Origin of the sequence: Mesorhizobium sp. M1C.F.Ca.ET.210.01.1.1 (assembly GCF_004791585.1) — a bacterium.
Taxonomy (GTDB): domain Bacteria; phylum Pseudomonadota; class Alphaproteobacteria; order Rhizobiales; family Rhizobiaceae; genus Mesorhizobium.
Window position 1 is genome coordinate 1 of the sequence record NZ_SRUU01000038.1, and the last position, 23016, is coordinate 23016.

Sequence of the window (23016 nt, forward strand, 5' to 3'; positions counted from 1 at the left end):
ACCGCATCGCCAAAAACATCCTTCAGGCCGCCGATGCTGACAAAGTCCCCATCAGCCACCGCATTAAGAAATGTGCCTGGAATGACGACTACCTCATCCAGGCGCTGACCCATATGCGATAGCCCTGGGTCGACGGGGGAGAGGAAGCGCGGCTCCTCAACCCGCCAGCCGGCTCACCATCTCGTGCTGCGCGTAGGCGCGGCCGAAGCGGTTGGCGAGGAAGGCGTCGAGCGCGATGTCTTCCTGGCGGACGAAACCCTTCGCCGGCAGCGTGCCGTCGGCCAGCATGTCGAGCACGGCGCAGATGCCCGAGGCGGTGGTGATCTGGATGGCGCTGCGCAGCAGGTTGCCGACGCGCTTGGAATAGATCTTGTTGGCGTAGGTCTCCTGCAGCAGGCGGCCGTTCCTGCGGCCCGAGACGGTGACGAAGACAATGACCACGTCCTGCAGCGTTGCCGGCAGCGCGCTTTCAAAAATGTCCTTCAGCACGTCGCGGCGGTGACGCAGCCCCAGATCGTTGAGCAGCGCCTTCATGATCGAGGCGTGGCCGGGATAGCGAATGGTGCGGTAGTTCAGCGTGCGCACCTTGCCCGTCAGCGTCTCGGCCAGCGTGCCCAGACCGCCGGAGGTGTTGAAGGCTTCATAGGTGACGCCGTCGAGCGAGAATTCCTCGCGCTCTTCCAGCGGCGGCACCTCGATCAGCTCGCCCTCAACGATCGCCTCGCAGGGCTCGCAATATTCGTTGATGACGCCGTCGGTGCTCCAGGTGAGGTTGTAGTTCAGCGCGTTGGACGGATATTGCGGCAGCGCGCCGACGCGCATGCGCACGCTTTCCAGCGTGTCGAAGCGGCTGGCGAGATCGTTGCCGACGATCGAGATGAAGCCCGGCGCCAGCCCGCATTGCGGGATGAAGGCGCTCCTTGCCTCACGCGCCAGCTCTTTCACACGGCGGGTCGAGACGACGTCCTCGGTGAGATCGAGATAGTGCACGCCGGTCGCGGCGGCTGCCTCGGCGATGCGCGTGGTGAGGTGGAAGGGCGCCGCGCTCAGCACCGCGAATTTGCCGGCCAGGGCCTTCTCCAGCGCGCCGGGTGCTGCGATGTCGAGCTCCTGCGTCTCGACGCCGGCCGGCAATTCGGCCGCGGCAAGCTGCGCGGCGGAGCGATCGACGAGCGTGACGTGATAGTCGCCCGTGGCGGCGAGCATCTCGGCGATGGTGGAGCCGATCTTGCCGGCGCCGACGACAACAATGGTCTTCATGGTCATTACCCCTGCCAATTTCGAGTCGGTGGGAATCATCGCAGCTTGCCTGTCGAAAGGAAGCGTGGAATCTGGCAAAATGAAGCTTATGCTTAGGCAATATGCCGAAGGGTTTCGTCGCAATGATCACTGAAGCTGAACAGGCCCTGCTTACCCTGCTGCGCGCCAACGCGCGCGCCTCGACCGCGGAGCTGGCGAGAAAGCTCGGCGTGTCGCGCACCACGGTGCAAAGCCGGATCGAGCGGCTGGAGCAGCGCGGCATCATTACCGGCTATGGTGTCAGGCTCTCGCCCGACTACGAGCGCGGGCTGGTCAAGGCGCATGTGCTGCTCACGGTCACGCCCAAGCTCGCCGACAAAGTGGTGCGCGCTCTCGAAGCGCTGCCTCCGGTCAGGACGCTGCATTCGGTGAGCGGCAATTTCGACATGATCGTCATCGTTGACGCGCCGTCCATCCGCGATCTCGACGCGCTGCTCGACCGGATCGGCGCGATGGACGGCGTGGAGCGGACCTCGTCGTCGATTATCCTGTCGACACGGATCGATCGGTGAGGGTGGGCCAAGGCCATTTGGAGATGCTGGCGGGACAGCGCGCCCCTCTGTCCTGCCGGACATCTCCCCCACAAGGGGGGAGATCAGACGTCACGCGGGCTTTCGCCAATCTCACAACGTTGCAGGAACGCGCCGGCGCAAAAGCTGCCAATCTCCCCCCTTGTGGGGGAGATGCCCGGCAGGGCAGAGGGGGGCGCGAAGGAATGAGGAGTTTATTTTTTGCACCCCGAACTGACCCCTAAGCCTTGCGCCGCTCGGGCCCGTTGTCCAGCCAGGCGACATCCGCCGCCGTCAGCGCGATATCCAGCGCCTTGAGGCTGTCCTCGAGCTCGTCCAGCGTGCGCGGGCCGATCAGCGGCACCGACGGGAAGGGCTGGGCCAGGACATAGGCGAGCGCGACGTGGATCGGGCTCTTGCCCAGCCGGTTGGCGAGTTCGATGGCGCGGTCGCGGCGGCCGAAATTCTTCTCCGAATACCAGACCCGCACCAGCTCCTCATTGTCGGTCCGGTCACGCCCGGCGCGATCGGTGAAGAAGCCGCGGCCCTGGCTTGACCAGGCGAAGTTCGGCATCTGCCGCGCCGTCAGCCAGGCTTTCCAGGCATCGGTCGAGGAGGTGATGCAGCCGGCCCAGATCGGCTCCAGCATCTCGGCCAGCGAGAAATTGTTGGAAAGCGCGCCGGGCTTCTGCTTTCCGTTCTTCTCGGCATAGCGAATAGCCTCATCCATGCGTTCCATCGTCCAGTTGGAGCCGCCGAACAGGCCGCGGATGCGGCCGGCCTTGGCCTCGCGGTCCATGGCGTCGACGAACTCGCCGACCGGCACATCCGGATTGTCGCGATGCATGAAATAGATGTCGACATGATCGGTCTGCAGCCGGTCGAGCGACTGGGCGAGCTGCTTGCCGATCACGTCGGGATAGCAGAGCGGCGAATGCGCGCCCTTGGCGATGATGACGGACTGCTCGCGCACGCCGCGATTCCTCAGCCATTGGCCAAGCAGCGCTTCGGTGTAGCCGGCGCCGTAGACAAAGCCGGTGTCGAACAAATTGCCGCCGGCCTCGAAGAAGGCGTCGAGCAGGATCGAGCCCGAGGAGAATGTCCGGAAATCCTCGAAGCCCAGCGCCAGCCGCGAGGCCTGGCGCGGCAGGCCCGGAATGGCGCGCTTGCCGATGGCAGTGCCGCTGGTTCGCAGCGGCCGGCCGGAGATGGTGCTGACGCGCTTAGCCGGCTTCTCGATCTCGTACTCCAGCCCGACGGCGGCCCGCCATCTGTCCAAAACACGCAGGTTGTTGAGGCTGTCGGCCCAGCCCATGCCGGGCCAGGCGAATTCCTGCCGGCCGGCCAGGATCGCCTCGCCGGCGGCATCGACCTCGAAGGAGTAGAGATGGCGCATCTCGTTGAGGCTGATCACCTCGCGCGGGGCGCCGGACCGGATCACGTCGATCCGGCCCGGCCCGACATCGCGATTGCCGCCAGCGAACCAGAAATCAGGCACCTCGATCTGGCCCTTGGTGCCGAGGATGCGCAGCACATTGTCCTGGTTGAGCGAAATGCTGCAGGAGACCTCGGCGACGATGCCATTGGGAAAATGCAGCAACGCCGATGCCCATTCATCGACGCCGGACTGGCCGAGATGGGCCGCGCCCACCACTTTGTCCGGCTCTAGGAAAGCCTGCCCCGCCGCGGCGCCGGCGATCAGCCGCGCCATCGACACCGGATAGCCCCCGACATCGAGTATGCCGCCGCCGGCGAGCTCGTTGGCGTAAAGCCGGTGCTCGGGCATGAAGCCCGGCATGGCGAAGCCGAAGCTCGACTTGATCATGCGCACCTCGCCGATGACGCCCGACTTGATCAGCTCGACCAGCTGCCGGGTCTGCGGGTGCAGCCGGTACATGAAGGCTTCGCCGAGAAATGTGCTGGCCTTGCGCGCCGCATGCATCATGGCATCGGCCTCGAAGGCGGTCAGGCCCAGCGGCTTCTCGCACAGCACATGCTTGCCGGCCTCGGCTGCCTTGATCGCCCATTCGGCATGGCCGGGATGCGGGATCGAGATGTAGACGGCGTCGATCTCCTTGTCGGCAAGCAGCGCGTCATAGCCGTCGAGGATGCGCGCGCCCGGGAAGGCTTGCGCCAAGCCCGGTTTGCCCGGGTTGCGGGCGCCGAGAGCGACCAGTTCGCCGTTGCGCGACTGCGCCACGCCGCCGGCAAAGGATTTTGCGATGCTGCCGGGTCCGAGGATGGCCCAGCGAATTTTTCCAGATGTCATGTCGAATTCTCCATGGGTCGCCGCCATGCCTGGCATGCCGGAAAAGAAAAACCGGATCAGCGAATCCTCGCGCCTGTCTTGTCGAAGAGCAGCGAGCGTTCCGCCTTGATCGAAACGGTGAAATGATCGCTGCTGGCGCGCTGGCGCGCGGCTTCCCGCTCGATGATCAGCTCCTCGGGCCCGGCATCGGCATAGACGTAGCTGACCGAGCCCAGATGCTCGGCGACGTCGGCCTTGACCGGGATGTCGCAATCGCCCTCGCCGGCTTCGAAGAAATGCTCCGGCCTGACGCCGAGCACGACGTCGGCGCCTATCGCGGGGAAAGCCGCGCCAAGCGGCTTGCGCAGCCTGGCGCCGCCATGATTGACGAGCTCGACGATCGCGGCGCTGTTGGACGTCTCGACGACCTTCGCCGCGATGAAATTCATCTTCGGCGAGCCGATGAAGCCGGCGACGAAGCGGTTGGCCGGGTCGTCATAAAGGTCGAGCGGCGCGCCGATCTGTTCGACATTGCCACCTTTAAGCACCACGATGCGGTCGGCCAGCGTCATCGCCTCGGTCTGGTCGTGCGTCACATAGATCATGGTGACGCCGAGCTCCTTGTGCAGGCGCGAGATTTCGACGCGCATCTGGACCCTCAGCTCCGCGTCGAGGTTGCTTAGCGGCTCGTCGAACAGGAACACCTGCGGCTCGCGCACGATGGCGCGGCCGATGGCGACGCGCTGGCGCTGGCCGCCGGACAGTTGTTTCGGCCGCCGCTGCATTAATTCGTCGATGCAGAGGATCTCGGCGGCGCGCTTCACGCGCCGTTCGGTGTCGGCCTTCGGGTTGCCGTTCATCCGCAGCCCGAAGGAGAGGTTCTGCTCCACCGTCATGTGCGGATAGAGCGCGTAGGACTGGAACACCATGGCGATGCCGCGGTCGGCCGCCTCGACGTCGTTCACCACCTTGCCACCGATGGCGATCTCGCCGCCGCTGATGTCCTCCAGCCCGGCGATCATCCGCAAGAGTGTTGACTTGCCGCATCCGGATGGACCGACGAAGACGACGAACTCGCCGTCGGCGATGTCGATGTCGGCGCCGTGGACGACCTCGAAGTTGCCGAAGCGCTTGGCGACATTGCTAAGTGTGACCGCTGCCATCTCGCTCCTGTCCTATTTGACCGCGCCGGCGGCAATGCCGGCGATGAAATGACGCTGCAAGAGCACGAAGACGATGAGCATCGGCACCGTCAGCATCACGGCGCCGGCCATGATGCCGCCCCAGGAAACCTTGGTGAGGCCGATCAGCGTTCCCAGCGCCACCGGCGCCGTCATCGCGCCGGGCTGGCTGTTGATCAAAAGCGGCCAGAGATAATTGTTCCACGAGGCGAGGAAGAGGATGATGGCCAAGGCGGCCAGCATCGGCCGCGCCAGCGGCAGCGCCACGAAAAGGAAGATGCGCCATTCCTTCACACCTTCGACCCGCGCCGCGTCGAACAATTCGGCCGGCATCATCGAAAAGGCCTGGCGCATGAAGAGCACCCCGAGCGAATTGAACAGCGGCGGCACGATCAGCGCGATCCAGGTGTTGGCGAGCTGGAAGTCGCGCGCCACCATGATGAACTGCGGGATCAGCACCACCGCATAGGGAAGCGTAATGGTGCCGAGGATGATCGCCACCACGATGCCCTTCCCGAGGAATTCGTAGCGCGCCAGCGCCCAGCCGGCCATCGAGGTCAGCAGCACCGAAAGGAAGGTGTAGGTCACCGCCACCGAGACGGAGATGCCGATGGCGCCGACGAAGTTGGTGTCGCGCTGCAAATTGTTGACATTGTCGAGGAAGCCGTCATGCGGCAGAAGCTCGATGCCGGGACTGAAGATGCCGTTGTCGGGCATGGTGGAGAACACCACCATCATCCACAGCGGAAACAGCCAGACCAGCGCCAGCGGCGTCAGGACAAGATGCAGCAGGATGCTGCGGCCGAGCCGTCTTTGAGAGCGCGAGGTCATTTCGGCTCTCTCGTCAGCCAGAGCTGCACCAAAGTGATGGCGATGGCGAGGCCCGCCATGGTGTAGGCGATGGCCGAGGCATAGCCGAAATTGAGCGAGCGGAAGCCCTGGCGGTAGAGCAAGAGGCCCAGCGTCTCGGTGCCGCCGCCCGGGCCGCCGCGCTCGGTGATCAGGAACGGCTCGGTGAAGAGCTGCATGGTGCCGATGATCGACAGCACGGCGCAGAAGACGATGACCGGTTTCAACAGCGGCAAGGTGATGTGGAAGAACTGCCTGACCTTGCTGACGCGGTCGAGCGTCGCCGCCTCGTAGACATCCTCCGGGATGGACTGGAGGCCGGCGAGGATGATGATGGCGTTGTAGCCGGCCCAGCGCCAGGTCACCGCGATCATGATCAGCGCCATGGCCGGCGTGACGTTGGAGAACCAGTCGATCTTCGGCAGTCCGACGCTGTTCAAGAGCTTGTTGATGATGCCGAAATCGAGGCTGAACATCAGCCGGAACACCGCCGAATAGGCCACCTCGCCGACCACGACCGGGGCGAAGAAGGCGAAGCGGTAGAGGCCGCGCGCCTTGAGCAGCGGCGAATTCAAAAGCACCGCCATGACGATCGCCAGCGAGATCATCACCGGCACCTGGATGACGAGGATGAGCAGCGTGTTCTTCAAGGCATTGAAGAAGGCGGGGTCGCCGATCAGGCGACCCCAGTTGAAGGTCGGCGCGAAGCGCCACGGCACGGTGCGGGTCGCCTGGAAGGAGATCAGGAAGGAGCTGATGATCGGCCAGATCCAGAAGATGGCAAAGATCAGCAGATAGGGCGTGAGGAAGCGATACGCGGTGGCGTTGCGGTAGCGCATCCTTCCTCCTTTCTGGTTCCCGGTGGCGCCTTCTTGGCGGGCGCGGTGCTGATCATGCGTCGAATTGCTGGAGCAGCGCCAATTGTCGATGCAGGCGCTGCCCTGTCTTGCCTTCTCCCCTTGTGGGAGAAGGAAAAGCGACGCTCTACTTGACCGGCAGACCCGTCGCCGAGGCGATCTGGCTGGCGGCGTCGTCGAGCGCGGCCTTGGCGTCCGGATAGCCGCCGGCCAGATATTTGGTCTGCACGGCGCGGACGATGATCTCGGCGTCGCTCTGGAATTGCGTGCCGCGGCTCGGCACGACCTTGGGCAAGGTGGCGAGAATGTCCTTCCAAACGGCCTGGTCGCCCCAATAGGCCTGGCCCTGCGCGACATAGGGATCGTCGAGCGCCGAGATCAGCGAAGGCACCAGGCCGAAATCCTTCAGCATGGTGATCTGGCCTTCATTCGTCTCCAGCGTGTATTTCAGGTAGGCGTAGGCCGCCTCCTTGTTCTTCGAGGCCGAGGTGATGGCCAGTGAAGAGCCGCCGAGATTGGCGGCGCGCGGGCCATCGGCGGTCAGGCTCGGCATCAGGTAGACGCCCCACTTGCCGTTTTCCTTCGGCGATTCGGTGCGGATCGTGCCTTCGTACCAGCCGCCATAGACCTGGGTGGCGACGGTGCCGGCGGTGTTGTTGGTGATCTTGGTGCCCCAATCGGCCGAAGAGACGATACCGGCGTCCTTCATCTCCTTGACCTTGGTCATGGCGTCGACGCATTTCGGCTGGTTGACGGTGATCGACTGCCCGTCCTCGGCGAAATAGGCGCAGCCCTGTTCGTTCGAGATCATGCGGAAGAATTCGGTGTCGCCGTTGAAATCGGCGTTGGTCATGGTCACGCCCGGATTGGCGGCCTGGATCTTCTTGCCGGCGGCGATGAAATCGTCCCAGGTCTTGATCGAGGCCGGATCGACGCCGGCCTTCTCGTAGAAGTCGCGGCGGTAGAAGACGGCGACCGGACCGGAATCCCAGGGCATGGCATAGGCCCTGTCGCCGACCTCGAGCTCGGTGCGCTTGAAGTCGGGGAACTTCTTCTGGTCTTCCGCCGTGTAGCCCAGCGTGTGCAGGTCGACGAAGCAGTCGGGGAACTGGCTCCAGTAGTTCTCGGCCTCGCCGTTCTCGATCGAGACGATGTCGGGCAGGCCGACGCCGCCGGCGGCGCAGCCGGCGATCGACTTGTCATAGGTCGGCTGGTTGCCGAGGTCCTGAACCGTGACCTTGATGTCGGGGTATTTCTTGTTGAAGCCTTCGACCGTCGACTTCAGCGACGAAGCGGCGATGTTCCAGCTCCAGATCGTGAGTTCGCCGGATTGCGCGAGGGCCGGGCCGGAGCCCAGGGCAAGCAAAAGCGTGGCGCAGGTCAGTGTGGTGCGCATTGAAATCCTCCCATTTCGTTTGCTCTCTCACCGTGAGCATGGATAGATTAGGCGGCGCGGAAGGCTTGTCCCCGACAAAGGGAATAAGAAGTTGGCGGAAAGTAAGATGCCCGGGCGTCCGTTCTACCAGCCAGGCGCGAGCAGCGTCGAAGGCCTGCCGCTGGCGTTGCAGATGTTCCACAACCACCCCCTGGTAATGCTGAAGCCGCACTGGCATGCCCAGGTCGAGGTGAATTTCATCGTGCGCGGCAGCGTGCACTACCGCATGGCCGAGCATGAGATCTCGCTTTCGGCTGGCGAGATGTGCCTGTTCTGGGGCGGGCTGCCGCACCAGATGGACGATCTCACCGACGACGCGATCTATGCCGGCGCACACCTGCCGCTGGTGCATTTCTTCAGGCTGCATCTGCCGGCCGACGTCCGGCACCGGCTGATGACTGGCGCGACGCTGGTGACGAATGCCACCGACCAGTCCGACAACGACAATTTCAAGCGCTGGAACGATTATGCGCGCTCGGGCGATCCGGCCAAGGCCGAACACGCCGTCAACGAGCTGCTCTTGCGGCTCGAGCGGGTGCGCTTCGAGCCCTACCGGCTGGCGCCGGAAACCACTGCCGGGCATGGCGCGGGCAGCCCCTTCGACCAGCAGTCCTCGCGCAATGTCGGGCGCATGTGCGATTTCATCGCCGAGAATTTCCTCTACGACATCGACTGCGTGAACATCGCCTCAGCCGCCGACATCCATCCGAAATACGCCATGAGCCTGTTCAAGAAGTCGACCGGGATGACGCTCAACGAATATGTCAATCTCTTGCGGCTGAGCTATGCGCAGGCGCTTTTGATGCATGAGGGCGCCAATGTGCTGAAGGTCGCGATGGATTCGGGCTTCGGCTCGCTCAGCGCCTTCAACAAATCCTTCCGCAAGCTCGCCGGCATGTCGCCTTCCGATTTCCGCAGGGCGGTCGTGCGCTGATCGCCGACAGCGAATCCATCAGGTGGGCGCTCTCACCGCCGGAAAGCTGACGATCACGGCAAGCCCGGGGTTGTTGGCCTTGAGCGCGATCGTCGCGCCATGCAGGTCGGCCACCGCCTTGACGAGGCTCAAGCCCAGACCGCTGCCAGGCGTCGTGCGGCTGGAATCCAGCCGGTAAAGCCGCTGGAAGACTTTCTCGCGCTCCGTCGCCGGGATGCCGGGACCGTTGTCGCTTACATTGACGAGGATGCGGTCGCCTTGCCTAGCCACCGACAGTTCGATCGCCGTGCCTGGCGGGCAATGCCTAAGCGCGTTCTCGACCAGATTGGCGAGCATCTGCATCAGCAGGTCGCGGTCGCCGTGGATATACCATTCCGTATCCGGAACGAGCATTGTGGACAGCGACTTCCCGTCATCCTCGGCGACATCGGCATAGACCTCGCCAATCGTTCCCACAACGCTGCCGACATTGAGGTCGACGAAGCGCGCCTTGCGCGCGCCGGCTTCGATCTGGGCGATGCGCAGCAAAGCGTCGAAGGTCTGGTTGATCTGCAGGCTTTCGGCGCGCGCGTCGGCCAGCTCGCTGGTGACATCCTCGCCCGAGGCGGTCTTGTCGGCGGCCTGCTCCAGGATCATCTGCAGCCGGTTGAGCGGCGTCTTCAGGTCATGCGCGATGTTGGCGCTGACCTCCCGCATGCCGTCGACCAGCGCCGACAGGCGGTCGAGCGCGGCGTTCACCTGGACGGAGACGGCGTCGATGTCGTCGCCATTGCCGGTCAGCGGGATGCGCGCGTGGAGCCGCCCATGCGAGACGTCGACCATGGTGGCGGCGATGCCGTCGAGGCGGCGCTGGACGCGCGAGGCAAGCAAGGCCCCGCCGGCGATCGCGAGGCCGGTGATGAACAGCGTGCCCCAGCCGAAGCTCATCAGCGCGATGGTCTCCAGCTCGTCGGTCTCGGCGAGCGAGAAGGCGACCGTGAGACTGTTGTCGCCGACCTCGCCGGTATAGGCGCGGTACATGGTGCCAGCCGGCACGCCCGGCAGTCTGGCGGCAAACATCGAGAACCCGTCGGGCAGGTCGGACGCCGTGAAGTTGCCGGCGAGACGGTTTCCCTGCGAATCCGTCAGCGAGAAGAGCTGATCCTTGTCCGGGTTCAGGTCGGCATTGTTGTTGACCGAGGCGATGAGATCTTCCTGTTCGTTCTTCGCATAGGTCAGGGCGACGACCGAATAGGTCTCCTTGATGGACTGATCGAGCCGTCTCGCCAGGTCGGCGCTCATCAATTGATAGACGACCGCGCCCGACAGGATGAAGGCGAGCACGAACAGGAAGGCAAAGGTCAGCGCCAGCCGAAACGGCGTGCTGCGCAGCAGGCTGGGGCGCGTCTCGCTCATGGCGTGCGGGCGGTTCCAGGAACCGAACTATGCCGGCGCATGCAGGGTGTAGCCGGTGTTGCGCACGGTATGGATGAGCGGCAAGTCGAACGGCCTGTCGACCTTGGCCCTGAGCCTGCTGATATGGGTCTCGACAACGCTGGTCTTGGGATCGAAATGAAAATCCCAGACGCGCTCCAGAAGCATGGTGCGGGTGATGACGCGCCCCTCGCTGCGCATCAGCACCTCGAGCAGACTGAACTCCCTGGGCTGCAGGTCGATCACCTGGCCCTGCCTGGTCACGCGGCGCAGGATCAGGTCCATTTCGAGGTCGGCGACACGCAGCGCGGTTTTCTGCTCCTGCGCCGCCGGCCGGCGGCCGAGCGCGTTGATGCGGGCAAGCAGCTCGGAAAAGGCGAAAGGCTTGACCAGATAGTCGTCGCCGCCGGCCTCCAATCCTTCGACCCGGTCGTCGACGCCGCCGGTCGAGGTCAGGAATATGGCCGGCGTCTTGACGCCCGCCGCGCGCACCGCCTTGATCATGGAAAGGCCGTCGAGGCCGGGAACCATGCGGTCGGCCACGATGACGTCATAGGCGTCGCGGGTCGCCGCGACGAGCGCGTCGTGGCCGTTGCGCAGGAGGTCGCAGGCATGCCCGGCCTCCGTCAACCCCCTGACGACATAGTCGGCGGTCCTTGGATCATCCTCAACCAGCAGAAGTCGCATTTTGGCCTATCGTGCGGGGTGCAGCTCGAGCGGCATGGTAGCATCGGCATGTGCCCATTCCCACAAGCCGGCCTTACGCAGGTCTGTCCGGGTCCTTACAAATTCGTAAGGATGGCCGAAAATGCCGATGAGACCTCGCATTAAGGCAGGAGAAAGGCTAGTGGGAGTATCCTCTCTGCCCGGGCCGGAGCGACTGAACCCGAATGGCTTACACATCGCTCAAGTCAGCGCCAAAGGCGTTCGACCAGCACAAGCGACTGATCGTCGTCCAGGTTGCCGCCGTGGCGGCAATCGTCCTGCTCTTGTTTTCCAGACCGTTCCTCAGCGAAGGCTCGAACGGGCACGAGCTGGTGGAAATGACCGGCTTCAGCCTCGTGCTCATCTGCTTCCTCGGCCGGCTGTGGAGCATCCTCTATGTCGGCGGCAGAAAGAATGACGAGCTGGTCGTCTCGGGCCCGTTCTCGATGACCCGGAACCCGCTCTATTTCTTCTCGACCATCGGCGTCGTCGGCATCGGGCTGATGTTCGGATCGGCGCTGGCGGCCGCGATGCTGGGTCTTGCAAGCTTCCTCGTCTTCCGGTTCACCGCCGGCCGGGAGGCCGAGTTCCTGTCCGGCAAGTTCGGCGCCGCCTATACGGCCTATGCCGAACGAACGCCGCGTTTCTGGCCGAACCCGATGCTTTATCGCGACCAGGATCAGTGGGTCTTTTCCACCAGCGCGCTGAAAAGCACATTCAGGGACGGGCTTTATTTCCTGGCCTTGTTTCCGCTTATCGAAACGGTCGAATATCTTCGCGGGGCCGGCGTGCTGCCGACCTTGTTAACCGTCTACTGATCGCGATCGGGCATTTCGCTGCCCCAGCCTGGAGCAGCCCAGCGTTTTGGCCGGATTGCCGGGCTGCGCTAACTATTTGTTTTCACACGATTGTGCACGGAAATCCGGGTTACGCTTTTTGCTGGAATTGCCCGGCAGCCCGGTCGATTTGCACCCAAAAGAAGTCAGTGGCAGCGCCTTGATGGTCCCCGCCGGGCGGAGCATATACGTCAGTATAACTTTTGGCTGTCGGCTGGGGCGATGGACGTTCGCATATCGAAACGCAGAACAACCGGGCAGATGCCGGTGTTTGAGCTCGACGCTTTGCGGGAAGCCTTCCGGCGGTCGGTTCGAGAGAACAACGTCACGGAAGTCCAGTGGGCTGAACACGCCGAGCGTTTCGTGAAAAGCATGATCCGCAAAGAAAGCCGCGGCATCCAGGCCTGACTGGCTGGGAGACCCCTCTCGCATTCGAAGTCCGCTTGCGTCCGGCCCTTGCCGCGCGCCGCGATGAGGCCGAACTTGCGCCCACCTGCAGGCCGGTGCGATAACCGCAGCGGTTTCATCAGAGGCTCGAGATGACGATACCGGCGAGAAACCTCTCCCTGCGCACCCCCATCGACGGCCGGCACCGGCAGATGCTGATCGACGGGCAATGGCGCGATGCAGTCAGCGGCCGGACGTTCGAGACGCGCAATCCCGCCACCGGGGCGGTGATCGGCACCGTGCCGCAGTCGGGGGCCAACGACATCGACCTGGCGGTCGCGGCGGCGCGGCGGGCCTTCGAGGGCCCGTGGAGCCGGTTCAAGCCCTATGAGCGCCAGCTGCTGCTGCTCAGGATCGCCGATGTGATGGAACGGCATTGGGAAGAGCTGGCGCTGTCGGACACCACCGACATGGGCATGCCGATCACCCGCACGCTGGCCAACAAGAACCGCGTGCTCGGCATGCTGCGCTTCTATGCCGGCATGGCGACGTCGATTCACGGCCAGACCATCGGCAACTCGCTGCCCGGCGAGATCGTTTCCTACACGCGCAAGGAACCGGTCGGCGTGGTCGGCGCGATCATCCCGTGGAATGCGCCCACCGCCGCCTCGATCTGGAAGATCGGCCCGGCCGTGGCCACCGGCTGCACCATCGTGCTGAAACCCTCGGAGGAAGCGCCGCTGACGCCGCTTCTGATCGCCGACCTGATGCAGGAAGCGGGTGTGCCGCCGGGCGTTGTCAACGTCGTGACCGGCACGGGCGCGGAAGCCGGCGCGCCTTTGGCCGCGCATATGGATGTCGACAAGCTGGTCTTCACCGGCTCGACCGCGACGGGACAGGCGATCCTGCGCGCCTCGGCCGCCAACATGAAGCGCGTTTCGCTGGAGCTCGGCGGCAAGTCGCCGGTGATCGTTCTGGCCGACGCCGACATCGAGCGCGCCGTACCGGTCGCGGCCATGTCGGTCTTCGCCAATTCGGGCCAGGTCTGCATCGCCGGCTCGCGGCTGTTCGTCGAGCGGCCGATTTACGACGAATTCATCGAGCGCGTTGCCGCCTTCGCGGCTAAGCTCAGGATCGGCGACGGCGCCGATCCCGAGACTGAGATCGGGCCGCTGATCTCGCCAAGACAGCTCGAGCGCGTCAGCGGCTTCATCGCGGACGGCGCGCGCGAGGGGGCGCGGCTGGTGACGGGCGGTCAGCGCATCACCGAAGGCGCTTTGGCCGCGGGCAACTTCATGACGCCCGGCGTCTTTTCCGGCGTCACCGACGGCATGCGCATCGCACGCGAGGAAATCTTCGGGCCGATCATCTCGGCGCTGCCCTTCGACACGCTGGACGAAGCGGTGAAGCGCGGCAACGACACGCCCTACGGCCTTGGCGCCGGCGTGTTCACGCGTGACGTCGGCAAGGCGCATCAGCTCGCCAACCGGCTGCGCGCCGGCTCGGTCTGGGTCAACACCTATCACGCGATCGACCCAGCCGTGCCGTTCGGCGGCTACAAGATGAGCGGCTACGGCCGCGAAGGCGGCGCCGAGCATCTCGAGGAGTATCTCAACACCAAGGGCGTCTGGATCCGCATCGATTGACGGTCTGTGTCCGTTCGCGTTCCGTTGAATCGCCACACGGCTTCAACTATCTGCCTTACGCAATTGCGAAGCGGAAAGCCTTCCTGCGCTTTCCTGGTATTGCTGGAGCAACGCAAGAGTTCGAGCGGCTCAGCGAGCCGCTATGAACCGGAATGGAGCGCATGAAGAAGATCGGGTTTCTGTCCTTCGGGCATTGGTCGCCATCACCGCAATCGGGCACGCGCTCGGGTGCCGACGCGCTGCTGCAGTCGATCGACCTGGCGGTCGCGGCCGAGGAGCTCGGCGCCGACGGCGCCTATTTCCGCGTTCACCATTTCGCCCGCCAGCTCGGCTCGCCCTTCCCGCTGCTTGCCGCGGCAGGCGCGAAAACCAAGCGCATCGAGCTCGGCACCGCCGTCATCGACATGCGCTGCGAGAACCCGCTCTACATGGCGGAGGATGCCGGCGCCGCCGACCTCATCGCCGGCGGCCGGCTGCAGCTTGGCATCAGCCGCGGCTCGCCGGAGCAGGTGATCGATGGCTGGCGTTATTTCGGCTACGTGCCGGAAGAGGGCAAGACCGATGCCGACATGGCCCGGCGCCACGCCGAAGTCTTCCTCGAAGTGCTGCGCGGCCAGGGCTTCGCCCAGCCCAATCCGCGGCCGATGTTTCCCAATCCGCCCGGCCTTTTGCGCCTGGAGCCGTTCTCGGAGGGCCTGCGCGACCGTATCTGGTGGGGCGCGGCCACCAACGCCACGGCCCAATGGGCGGCCAAGCTCGGCATGAACCTGCAGAGCTCGACACTGAAATTCGATGAGAGCGGCCAGCCGCTGCATATCCAGCAGGCCGAGCAAATAAGAGCCTTCCGCGCCGCCTGGAAGGAAGCCGGCCACGCCCGGGAACCGCGCGTGTCGGTCAGCCGCAGCATCTTCGCGCTTGTCAACGACATGGACCGCGCCTATTTCGGCGGCAGCGAGGGCGAGGACCATTTCGGCTATATCGAGCCGGAGAAGCGCGCCGTGTTCGGCCGCACCTATGCCGCCGAACCGGACAAGCTGGTGGAACAGCTCAGGCAGGACGAGGCGATCGCCGAGGCCGACACGCTGCTTTTGACCGTGCCCAACCAGCTCGGCGTCGCCTATAACGCCCATGTCATCGAGGCGATCCTGAAGCACGTTGCACCGGCGCTGGGTTGGCGGTGACCGCCCGGTCGGCGCAAACTTGTCGACAACCACATGGGCGTCTGTACTCGCGAAGCCGAATTGAAAGGGGTTTCGAGCGTCATTTCGAGGAAATGAGGCTGACACTGATCGCGGAAGGGTACACAATCGTGCCCGACGCGATCGCGAACGACTCGTCCCGTCCAGTTTCGGAGATGGCGTTCGACGCCAGGCGACGGCTTCGCTTCGCGTCGCAGGCCGGGTGCCTTGCGCCGTACTGGCTCGAAGTCGATCGCGACTACTGAACCGTGTCGCCGGTTTTTGACGCCTGATTTTCAGAGATGATTGACACCTGGCACGTCTGAATCCTATTTTGGCGCGTAATCGGTTACGTAACCGATTACGGCTCATTAAAAGTGGAGGAAAGCATGAGCAAGGTTTCAAATACCCATGGGCTGGAGCTGGGCTCGTTCTCGCGCCGCCAGTTTCTGAAGACCAGCGCACTCGCCGCCGGCGTGCTCGCGCTGCCGCTCGGACCGGCACTTGCCGCCGACAAGCCGAAGGTCGGCCTGGTGATGAAGTCACTGGCCAACGAGTTCTTCAAGCAGATGCAGGCCGGCGCCGAGGCCTATGCGGCCAAGAACAAGGACAAGTTCGACTTCGCCGCCGTCGGCATGAAGGACGAGCGCGACTTCGCCGCCCAGGTCGACGCGATCGAGAACTTCATCACCCAGAAGTACAACATCATCGTCGTCGCGCCCGCCGATTCGAAGGCGATGGTGACGCCGATCGCCAAGGCGCTGAAGGCCGGCATCAAGGTCATCAACATCGACGTCGCGCTCGACGAGAAAGCCAAGAAGAAGGCAGGCATCGACCTCGCCTTCTTCGGCCCGGACAACCGCGCCGGCGCCAAGCTTGCCGGCGACGCGCTCGGCAAGGCGCTGGGCAAGGGCGGCAAGGTCGTCATCCTCGAGGGCAATCCCGAGGCCGACAACGCCAAGCAGCGCAAGCTCGGCTTTGACGATTCGGTGAAGGAGTACAAGCTGAAGCTGCTCGACTCCAAGACGGCGCATTGGGAGACCGAGGAAGCCAACACGCTGATGACCAACTTCCTGACCCAGCACCCGGATATCCAGGGCGTGATGGCGGCCAATGATTCGATGGCGCTCGGCGTCGTCAAGGCGATCGACGCGGCCGGCAAGTCCGGCAAGATCAAGGTGGTCGGCTTCGACAACATCCCGGCCGTCGGCCCGCTGCTGAAGGAAGGCAAGATGCTCGCCACCGTCGAGCAGTATGGCGCGCAGATGGCGGCCATGGGCATCGACTACGGCTTGCGCGAACTCGCCGGCGAGAAGTTCTCCGGCTGGGTCAAGACCGACGTCAAGCTGATCACCGCTTGAGGCGAGCCTAGGCGCCGGCACTCCCTCTGGCGTCATCCCTCCGCTTGCCTCATCATCGCCGCCGGCAGCTGCCGGCGGCGATGACGGCGCGCCAGTGCCGCCAGGCGGCAGCGCAGCGCAGTTCAGGATTCTTGCTGCCATGGACGATGCGATTCTTTCCCTTAAGGGCGTCGGAAAAATCTTTCCGGGCGTCGTCGCGCTGAGCGACGTCTCGCTGTCGATCGCGCGCGGCGAAACCCACATCGTCCTGGGCGAGAACGGCGCCGGCAAGTCGACGCTGATCAAGCTTTTGGCCGGCATCTATCAGCCGGACGCGGGTACCATTGTCTTCAACGGCCAGTCCTACCAACCGAAGACGCCGCATGATGCGCAGCAGAGCGGTATCCGCATCGTACATCAGGAACTCAACCTTTTACCCTATCTCAGCATCGCCGAGAATTTGATGCTGGAAAACCTGCCGCGCCGCGCCTTCGGTGTCGTCGACCGCAAGGCGCTCAACCGGCGTGCCGTCGCATTGCTCAAGGAGGTCGGCCTCGACATCGACCCAAGGACCCGGGTCGAGGCGCTCGGCGTCGCCCAGATGCAGCTGGTCGAGATCGCCAAGGCGCTGAGCTACGACAGCAAGCTTCTGGTGCTGGACGAGCCGACGGCGACGCTGACGCCGCCCGAGATCACGCGGCTCTTTGCCATCATCAAGCGGCTCAAGGCGAAAGGCGTCACCATCATCTACATCTCGCATCGCCTGCACGAGGTGTTCGAGATCGGCGACCGGGTGACCGTCCTGCGCAACGGCAGGCTTGAAGCGACCCGCGATCTCCACGGCCTTGCCGTGCCGGACCTGGTGCGCATGATGATCGGCCGCGACATCGCCGATGAGTTCAGCTTCGATGCTTCGATCGTGCCGGGCAAGGTCGCGCTCAGCGTCGCCAATCTGAAGCGGAGCGCCGCGACGCCGGAAATCTCCTTCTCGGTTCGGCATGGCGAGATCCTGGGCGTCGCCGGCCTGGTCGGCAGCGGCCGCACGGAAGCCATGCGGGCCCTGTTCGGCGCCGATCCGAAGCTCGACGGCGTCGTCGAGATCGACGGCCGGCCGGTGGCGATCACGGCGCCCAAGGACGCCGTGCGGCATGGGCTCAGCCTGCTCACCGAAGACCGCAAGGGGCAGGGCCTGCTGCTCGATATGCCGGTCGACAAGAACATTACCATCACGGATCTCGGCAAAGTCTCGCGCCACGGCCTGGTCAACCGCAGGGCGGAGGCCGCGGCCGCCAACGACCTGGTCGGCCAGCTCCGTGTCAAGGCAAGCTCGATCGAGCAGGCGGTGCGCAACCTCTCCGGCGGCAACCAGCAGAAGGTGGTGCTGGCCAAATGGCTGTTCCGCGGTACCTCGACGCTGATCCTCGACGAGCCGACGCGCGGCGTCGACATCGGCGCGCGGCGCGAGATCTACCAGCTCCTGTGGATGCTGGCAGCGGCTGAGAAGGGCATCATCATGGTGTCGTCCGACCTGCCCGAGCTGATGGGCATGTGCCACCGCATCATCGTCTTTTCCAAAAACAAGATCGTCGGCGAGGTGCCGCGAGCCGAATTCGACCAGGAGCGTATCCTGTCGCTCGCCTATCAGGAGTATGTGCGACCATGACCGAGATGTCCGAACCGCTGGTGTCGGCGCCCGTTTCACCGGCCAAGGCAAAATTCCTGCGCTTCCTGATCCGCGATGCCGGCGTGCTGCTCGCCCTGGTCCTGATCACGCTGTTCTTCTCGGCCACGGCGCCCTATTTCGCCACCCCCGACAATGCGCTGAAGATCTTCGTGCAGATCGCCATCAACACCGTGCTCGCGGCCGGCATGACCTTCGTCATCCTCACCGGCGGCATCGACCTTTCGGTCGGCTCGGTGCTGGCGCTCTGCACCGTGGTCGGCGCCACCATCATGATCGACGAGAGCCTGTCGCCGGCCGCCGCGATCACGCTTGCCCTGCTCGCCTGCATGGCGACGGGTGCTGCCTGCGGCTTCCTCAACGGCTGGATCTCGACGCGCTGGAAGATCCCCTCCTTCATCGTCACGCTCGGCATGCTCAACATGGCGGCCGGCGCCGCCCGCGTGGTCAGCGACAACTCGACCATCACCGGCCTGCCGCAGAGCTTCGTCGATTTCGGCAACCTGATCATCGGCGGTTTCCTGCCGTCGATCTTCCTGGTCGCCGTGCTGGTGATCGCCGCCGGCTGGTTCGTGCTGCGCTTCACGGTGTTCGGCCGCATGATCTTCGCCGTCGGCACCAATGACGAGGCGGTGCGCCTCTCGGGCCACAATCCGGATTTCTACAAGGTCGCCGCCTTCACCATCAGCGGCCTCACGGCCGGCATCGCGGCCATGGTCTATCTGTTGCGCCTCAACATCGGCAGCCCGATCGCTGGCGTCGGCTACGAGCTCAACGCGATCGCCGCCGTCATCATCGGCGGCACCAGCCTCAGCGGCGGCAAGGGCTCGATCATCGGCACGCTGGTTGGCGCCTGCATCCTGCAGGTGCTCTCGACCGGGCTGCAGCTGCTCGGCGTCGGCGACAATTTCAAACCCATCGTGATTGGCCTTGTCATCGTGCTCGCGGTCATTCTAGACGCGTATCGGGAGAGGCTGTTGCGGAGGATCCGCTAGAGCAATCCAGGAAAGTGCATAGCGGTTTTCCGTCCGGAATCGCGCAGGAAGTGCAGGGAGTCACCGGGACCAAGGGGCCATGACAACGATTGCCGATGTCGCACGCTACGCGGGGGTGTCTGTCGCTACCGTCTCGCATGTGATGAACCGCACGCGCCATGTCGAGCCGGAGACGGCCGAGCGCGTGCGCGCGGCGATCACCGCCTTGCGCTACAGCCCGAATTCGCTGGCGCGGAGTCTGCGGCGCGGCGAGACCAAGACCATCGGCCTGCTGCTCCCCGACAACTCCAACCCGTTCTTCGCCAGCGTCGCGCGCCAGATCGAGGATGCGGGCTTCGTCGCCGGCTACACGGTGATCCTGTGCAACTCGGACGGCAGCGCCGAAAAGGAGGAGCGCTATCTGTCGGTGCTGCTGGCCAAGCAGATCGACGGGCTGATCTTTGCCGGCTCATCCGATCACGCACGGGTGTTCGCGCATCTTTCCGCCGCCGTGCCGGCGGTGCTGCTCGACCGCGAGATCCATTCCGTCAATGTCGACTCCGTGCTGGTCGACCACGATCACGGCGGCTATCTCGCCGGCCGTCACCTCGTCGGGCTCGGCCACAAGAAGATCGGCGTCATCGGCGGCCCGCGCGATTCGAGCTCCAGTCCGGCCCGCCTGCGCGGCTTTGCCAGGGCGTTGGAGGAGGCGGGCCTCGACCTGCCGGCTTCATCGGTGGTCGATTCCGACTATCATTTTGCCGGCGGCCGCCTGGCGATGGAGCGACTGATGGCGCAGGCGCCGGACATCACGGCGGTGTTTGCGTGCAACGATCTGATGGCCATGGGGGCCATCACCGCGCTGCGCTCGCGCGGATTGCGGGTACCCGACGACATGTCGCTGGTCGGCTTCGACGACATTCCCTACGCGGTCACGACATGGCCGCCGCTGACGACGATCGCGCAGCCGGTGGAGAAGATCGGCACGCGGGCGGTGAGCCTGCTTCTGGAGCGCGTCCGCGAGCCGGAGGCGCCGTCGCGCCGCGAGGTGCTGGCGCCGGTGCTGGTCGAGAGGGAAAGCTGCGCGCCGGCGCGCGGATAGTGTTTGGCAATTGCCGACGCCGGCGCTGGCCCCCGCTCCGTCTCGGCGCTGCGCGCCGATCCAGCTCTCCCTATTCATGGGGGGCGAGGAAACGCCAACCGCTGACTGCGCGGCCTTGAAAGCTTAGTGCGTTTCAGCGATTCATAGAATCGCCGAACCGCTTCTAAGTATTTGTTTTTACGCAATTCCGGATGGAAAACCGTTACACACTTTTCCTGGAATTGCTCTAGGTTCCTCGCCCCCGCCAGAGGCGGGGGAGACGGAGAGGGGGAGCGCCCGATGCGATTGTCCCGCCCTGTGAAATCGTCTTGCTGACAGGCCTCAGGCCGCCGGCTGCATGGCGGCCCTGAGCAGCATGCCGAACAGGTCGCGCGGCTCGTCGGGGTCGGCGAGCAGGTCGAGCTCCTCATAGAGGCCGGTGGCCTGGAGCTGGTCGCGGACATAGCGCAGCGCGGAAAAATCTTCCGTTGCGAAGCCGACGGAATCGAACAGCGTGATCTGCTCCGGCGCCTTGCGGCCCTCGGCCTGGCCGGTCATCACCTGCCACAGCTCGGTCACCGGATGGTCGGCGTCGAGCTGCTGGATCTCGCCCTCGATGCGCGTCTGCGGCGGGAACTCGACGAAGATGTCGGAGCGCAGCAGGATGTCGCGGTGCAGCTCGGTCTTGCCCGGGCAATCGCCGCCGACCGCGTTGATGTGCACGCCGGAGCCGACCATGTTGTCGGTGAGGATGGTGGCGTACTGCTTGTCGGCGGTCACGGTGGTGATGATGTCGACGCCTTCCACCGCTTCCTGCCCGGTCTGGCAAATGGTGATATCAAAACCCTTGCCGGCGAGGTTGCGGGCGCATTTTTCCGAGGCCGAACGATCGATGTCGTAGAGCCGCAGCCGGTCGATGCCGAGCAGCGCCTTGAAGGCGATGGCCTGGAACTCGGACTGGGCGCCGTTGCCGATGATGGCCATGGCGCGCGATCCCTTCGGCGCGAGGTATTTCGCCGCGACGGCGGAGGTGGCGGCGGTGCGCAGCGCCGTCAGGATCGTCATCTCGGTCAACAGCATCGGATAGCCGGAGCCGACATCGGCGAGCACGCCGAAGGCGGTGACCGTCTGGCGGCCCTCGCGCATGTTCTTCGGGTGGCCGTTGACATATTTGAAGCCGTACATCTTGCCGTCGCTGGTCGGCATCAATTCGATGACGCCGTCATGGCTGTGCGAGGCGATGCGCGGCGTCTTGTCGAACAGCTCCCAGCGGCGGAAGTCCTCCTCGATATAGGCGGCGAGCTCGGTGAGGAAGCGCTCGACGCCGATGGCGAGCACAAGCTTCATCATGCGGTCGACGCTGACGAAGGGGACGATGGCAAGGCGCGAAGGCTGGGTGGTCATGGTCAGATGCTTCCGGAATGGCTGCGGGTCGGGCGGTCCATGATGCGGCGGCCCATCAGGCTGGCGGTGAGGTCGACCATCAGCGTCGCGGTGCGGCCGCGCTCGTCCAGGAACGGATTGAGCTCGACCAGGTCGAGGCTGGACGCCAGGCCACTGTCGGACAGCATCTCCATCACCAGATGCGCCTCGCGGAAGGTGGCACCGCCGGGCACGGTGGTGCCGACGGCGGGCGCGATCGACGGGTCGAGGAAATCGACATCGAGGCTGACATGCAGGAGCCCGTTCTCCTGTTCGACGCGGGCGAGGAAGGCGCGCAGCAGCGGCGCGATGCCGTGCTCGTCGATGGCGCGCATGTCGTGCACGGTCACGCCCGCCTCCTGCAGCGCGCGGCGCTCGGCCGGATCGACGCTGCGCAGGCCCATGGTGCAGACGCGGGCGGGGTCGACGGCCGCGGGCAGGTCCGGGAAATAACCCTTGAAACCCGCCTGCCCGCTGGCATAGGCGAGCGGCACGCCGTGCAGGTTGCCGCTGGTGGTGGTGTCGAGGGTGTGGAAATCCGGATGCGCGTCGAGCCACAGCACGAAAAGCGGCCGGCCCCGCTCGGCGGCGCGGCGCGCCACGCCGGAGACCGTGCCGGCGGAGATCGAGTGGTCGCCGCCGAGGAAGATCGGAATGGCGTCCTTCGAAGCGGTGTAGGCGGTCTCTGCGATTGCCGTCGTCCATGCGGAGATCTCGGGCAGGGCCTTCAGCGCGAGATTGCCGTGAGCGACAGGGCGCGCCGCGGCCTTCTCCACGGCGCCCCAGTCCTCGACCTCATGGCCAAGCTCCGACAGCACGGAGACAAGCCCGGCCGTGCGCAGCGCGCTCGGCCCCATCTCGCATCCCATCCTGCCCGCGCCATCCTGTACCGGCGCGCCAACGATCCTGCAGCGCATGATTCTTTTTAGCCCTTGCGATTGTTCGGAACACAGTGAACCATCGTGGCCTGGCGGTTTGAACAGGGAAAATTGGCATTTCGAAAAGAACAATCTATCATATTGAGCATATGATCTGACCGAA

Annotated in this window: 21 protein-coding genes; 11 read left to right on the top strand and 10 right to left on the bottom strand. The window is 64.7% G+C overall.

The features are described 5' to 3' along the window. Positions 1 to 156 precede the first annotated feature (156 nt). Positions 157 to 1260: a saccharopine dehydrogenase family protein gene (locus tag EN853_RS28920; RefSeq protein WP_167524642.1), complete on the bottom strand. Its 1104-nt coding sequence runs from the start codon at positions 1258 to 1260 to the stop codon at positions 157 to 159. 122 nt (positions 1261 to 1382) lie between these two features. Here EN853_RS28920 and EN853_RS28925 point away from each other — a divergent pair, with 122 nt between their 5' ends. Then, a complete protein-coding gene (locus EN853_RS28925) occupies positions 1383 to 1811 on the top strand; it encodes an Lrp/AsnC family transcriptional regulator (RefSeq protein WP_127862498.1) in 429 nt (142 codons plus the stop codon). Between the two features lie 238 nt (positions 1812 to 2049). Here the strand turns inward: EN853_RS28925 and EN853_RS28935 are convergent, their stop codons facing one another. From EN853_RS28935 to EN853_RS28955, 5 genes are all read right to left on the bottom strand, one after another. Continuing rightward, entirely contained in the window at positions 2050 to 4077 is a 2028-nt protein-coding gene (locus EN853_RS28935; protein ID WP_127862497.1) for an aldo/keto reductase, read from the bottom strand. Positions 4078 to 4133: 56 nt separating this feature from the next. Next, positions 4134 to 5219, bottom strand: a complete 1086-nt coding sequence (ugpC, locus tag EN853_RS28940) for a sn-glycerol-3-phosphate ABC transporter ATP-binding protein UgpC (RefSeq protein WP_127862496.1) — start codon at positions 5217 to 5219, stop codon at positions 4134 to 4136. Between the two features lie 12 nt (positions 5220 to 5231). After that, complete coding sequence (locus EN853_RS28945) at positions 5232 to 6068, bottom strand: carbohydrate ABC transporter permease (protein ID WP_127862495.1); 837 nt, start codon at positions 6066 to 6068, stop codon at positions 5232 to 5234. Beyond that, the gene (locus EN853_RS28950) at positions 6065 to 6925 is read right to left on the bottom strand and encodes a sugar ABC transporter permease (protein ID WP_127862494.1); all 861 of its coding nucleotides are present in this window, start codon (positions 6923 to 6925) and stop codon (positions 6065 to 6067) included. The genes EN853_RS28945 and EN853_RS28950 overlap by 4 nt, the downstream gene beginning before the upstream one ends. Positions 6926 to 7070: 145 nt before the next feature. After that, a complete protein-coding gene (locus tag EN853_RS28955; RefSeq protein WP_127862493.1) occupies positions 7071 to 8339 on the bottom strand; it encodes an ABC transporter substrate-binding protein in 1269 nt (422 codons plus the stop codon). A 106-nt stretch (positions 8340 to 8445) separates the two neighbouring features. On the opposite strand from EN853_RS28955, the gene EN853_RS28960 reads away from it, so the two are divergent. Beyond that, positions 8446 to 9312 carry a helix-turn-helix domain-containing protein gene (locus tag EN853_RS28960; RefSeq protein ID WP_127862492.1) on the top strand — a complete coding sequence of 289 codons (867 nt, stop codon included), beginning with the start codon at positions 8446 to 8448 and terminating at the stop codon, positions 9310 to 9312. Between the two features lie 18 nt (positions 9313 to 9330). Here the strand turns inward: EN853_RS28960 and EN853_RS28965 are convergent, their stop codons facing one another. Then, a complete protein-coding gene (locus EN853_RS28965; protein WP_127862491.1) occupies positions 9331 to 10707 on the bottom strand; it encodes a HAMP domain-containing sensor histidine kinase in 1377 nt (458 codons plus the stop codon). 27 nt (positions 10708 to 10734) lie between these two features. Further along, a complete protein-coding gene (locus EN853_RS28970) occupies positions 10735 to 11412 on the bottom strand; it encodes a winged helix-turn-helix domain-containing protein (protein WP_127862490.1) in 678 nt (225 codons plus the stop codon). Positions 11413 to 11615: 203 nt separating this feature from the next. On the opposite strand from EN853_RS28970, the gene EN853_RS28975 reads away from it, so the two are divergent. The 9 genes from EN853_RS28975 (at position 11616) to EN853_RS29010 (ending at position 20574) form a co-directional block, all read left to right on the top strand. Continuing rightward, positions 11616 to 12248, top strand: a complete 633-nt coding sequence (locus EN853_RS28975) for an isoprenylcysteine carboxylmethyltransferase family protein (RefSeq protein ID WP_127862489.1) — start codon at positions 11616 to 11618, stop codon at positions 12246 to 12248. 240 nt (positions 12249 to 12488) lie between these two features. Next, positions 12489 to 12674: a hypothetical protein gene (locus EN853_RS28980; protein WP_127862488.1), complete on the top strand. Its 186-nt coding sequence runs from the start codon at positions 12489 to 12491 to the stop codon at positions 12672 to 12674. A gap of 131 nt (positions 12675 to 12805) precedes the next feature. Continuing rightward, the gene (locus EN853_RS28985) at positions 12806 to 14299 is read left to right on the top strand and encodes an aldehyde dehydrogenase family protein (protein WP_127862487.1); all 1494 of its coding nucleotides are present in this window, start codon (positions 12806 to 12808) and stop codon (positions 14297 to 14299) included. Positions 14300 to 14460: 161 nt separating this feature from the next. Further along, positions 14461 to 15480 carry an LLM class flavin-dependent oxidoreductase gene (locus tag EN853_RS28990; RefSeq protein ID WP_127862486.1) on the top strand — a complete coding sequence of 340 codons (1020 nt, stop codon included), beginning with the start codon at positions 14461 to 14463 and terminating at the stop codon, positions 15478 to 15480. A 92-nt stretch (positions 15481 to 15572) separates the two neighbouring features. Beyond that, positions 15573 to 15743: a hypothetical protein gene (locus EN853_RS34385; protein WP_189343920.1), complete on the top strand. Its 171-nt coding sequence runs from the start codon at positions 15573 to 15575 to the stop codon at positions 15741 to 15743. A gap of 123 nt (positions 15744 to 15866) precedes the next feature. Then, positions 15867 to 16838, top strand: a complete 972-nt coding sequence (locus EN853_RS28995) for a sugar ABC transporter substrate-binding protein (protein WP_127862485.1) — start codon at positions 15867 to 15869, stop codon at positions 16836 to 16838. A 139-nt stretch (positions 16839 to 16977) separates the two neighbouring features. Continuing rightward, positions 16978 to 18480, top strand: coding sequence for a sugar ABC transporter ATP-binding protein (locus EN853_RS29000; protein WP_127862484.1), 1503 nt, complete (start codon positions 16978 to 16980; stop codon positions 18478 to 18480). A gap of 5 nt (positions 18481 to 18485) precedes the next feature. Next, entirely contained in the window at positions 18486 to 19493 is a 1008-nt protein-coding gene (locus EN853_RS29005; RefSeq protein WP_245517223.1) for an ABC transporter permease, read from the top strand. A 79-nt stretch (positions 19494 to 19572) separates the two neighbouring features. Next, entirely contained in the window at positions 19573 to 20574 is a 1002-nt protein-coding gene (locus EN853_RS29010; protein ID WP_127862482.1) for a substrate-binding domain-containing protein, read from the top strand. A 321-nt stretch (positions 20575 to 20895) separates the two neighbouring features. On the opposite strand, the gene EN853_RS29015 is transcribed toward EN853_RS29010, so the two are convergent. After that, a complete protein-coding gene (locus tag EN853_RS29015) occupies positions 20896 to 21957 on the bottom strand; it encodes an ornithine cyclodeaminase (protein WP_127862481.1) in 1062 nt (353 codons plus the stop codon). Between the two features lie 2 nt (positions 21958 to 21959). Further along, complete coding sequence (rocF, locus tag EN853_RS29020) at positions 21960 to 22892, bottom strand: arginase (protein ID WP_127862480.1); 933 nt, start codon at positions 22890 to 22892, stop codon at positions 21960 to 21962. Positions 22893 to 23016: the final 124 nt, after the last annotated feature.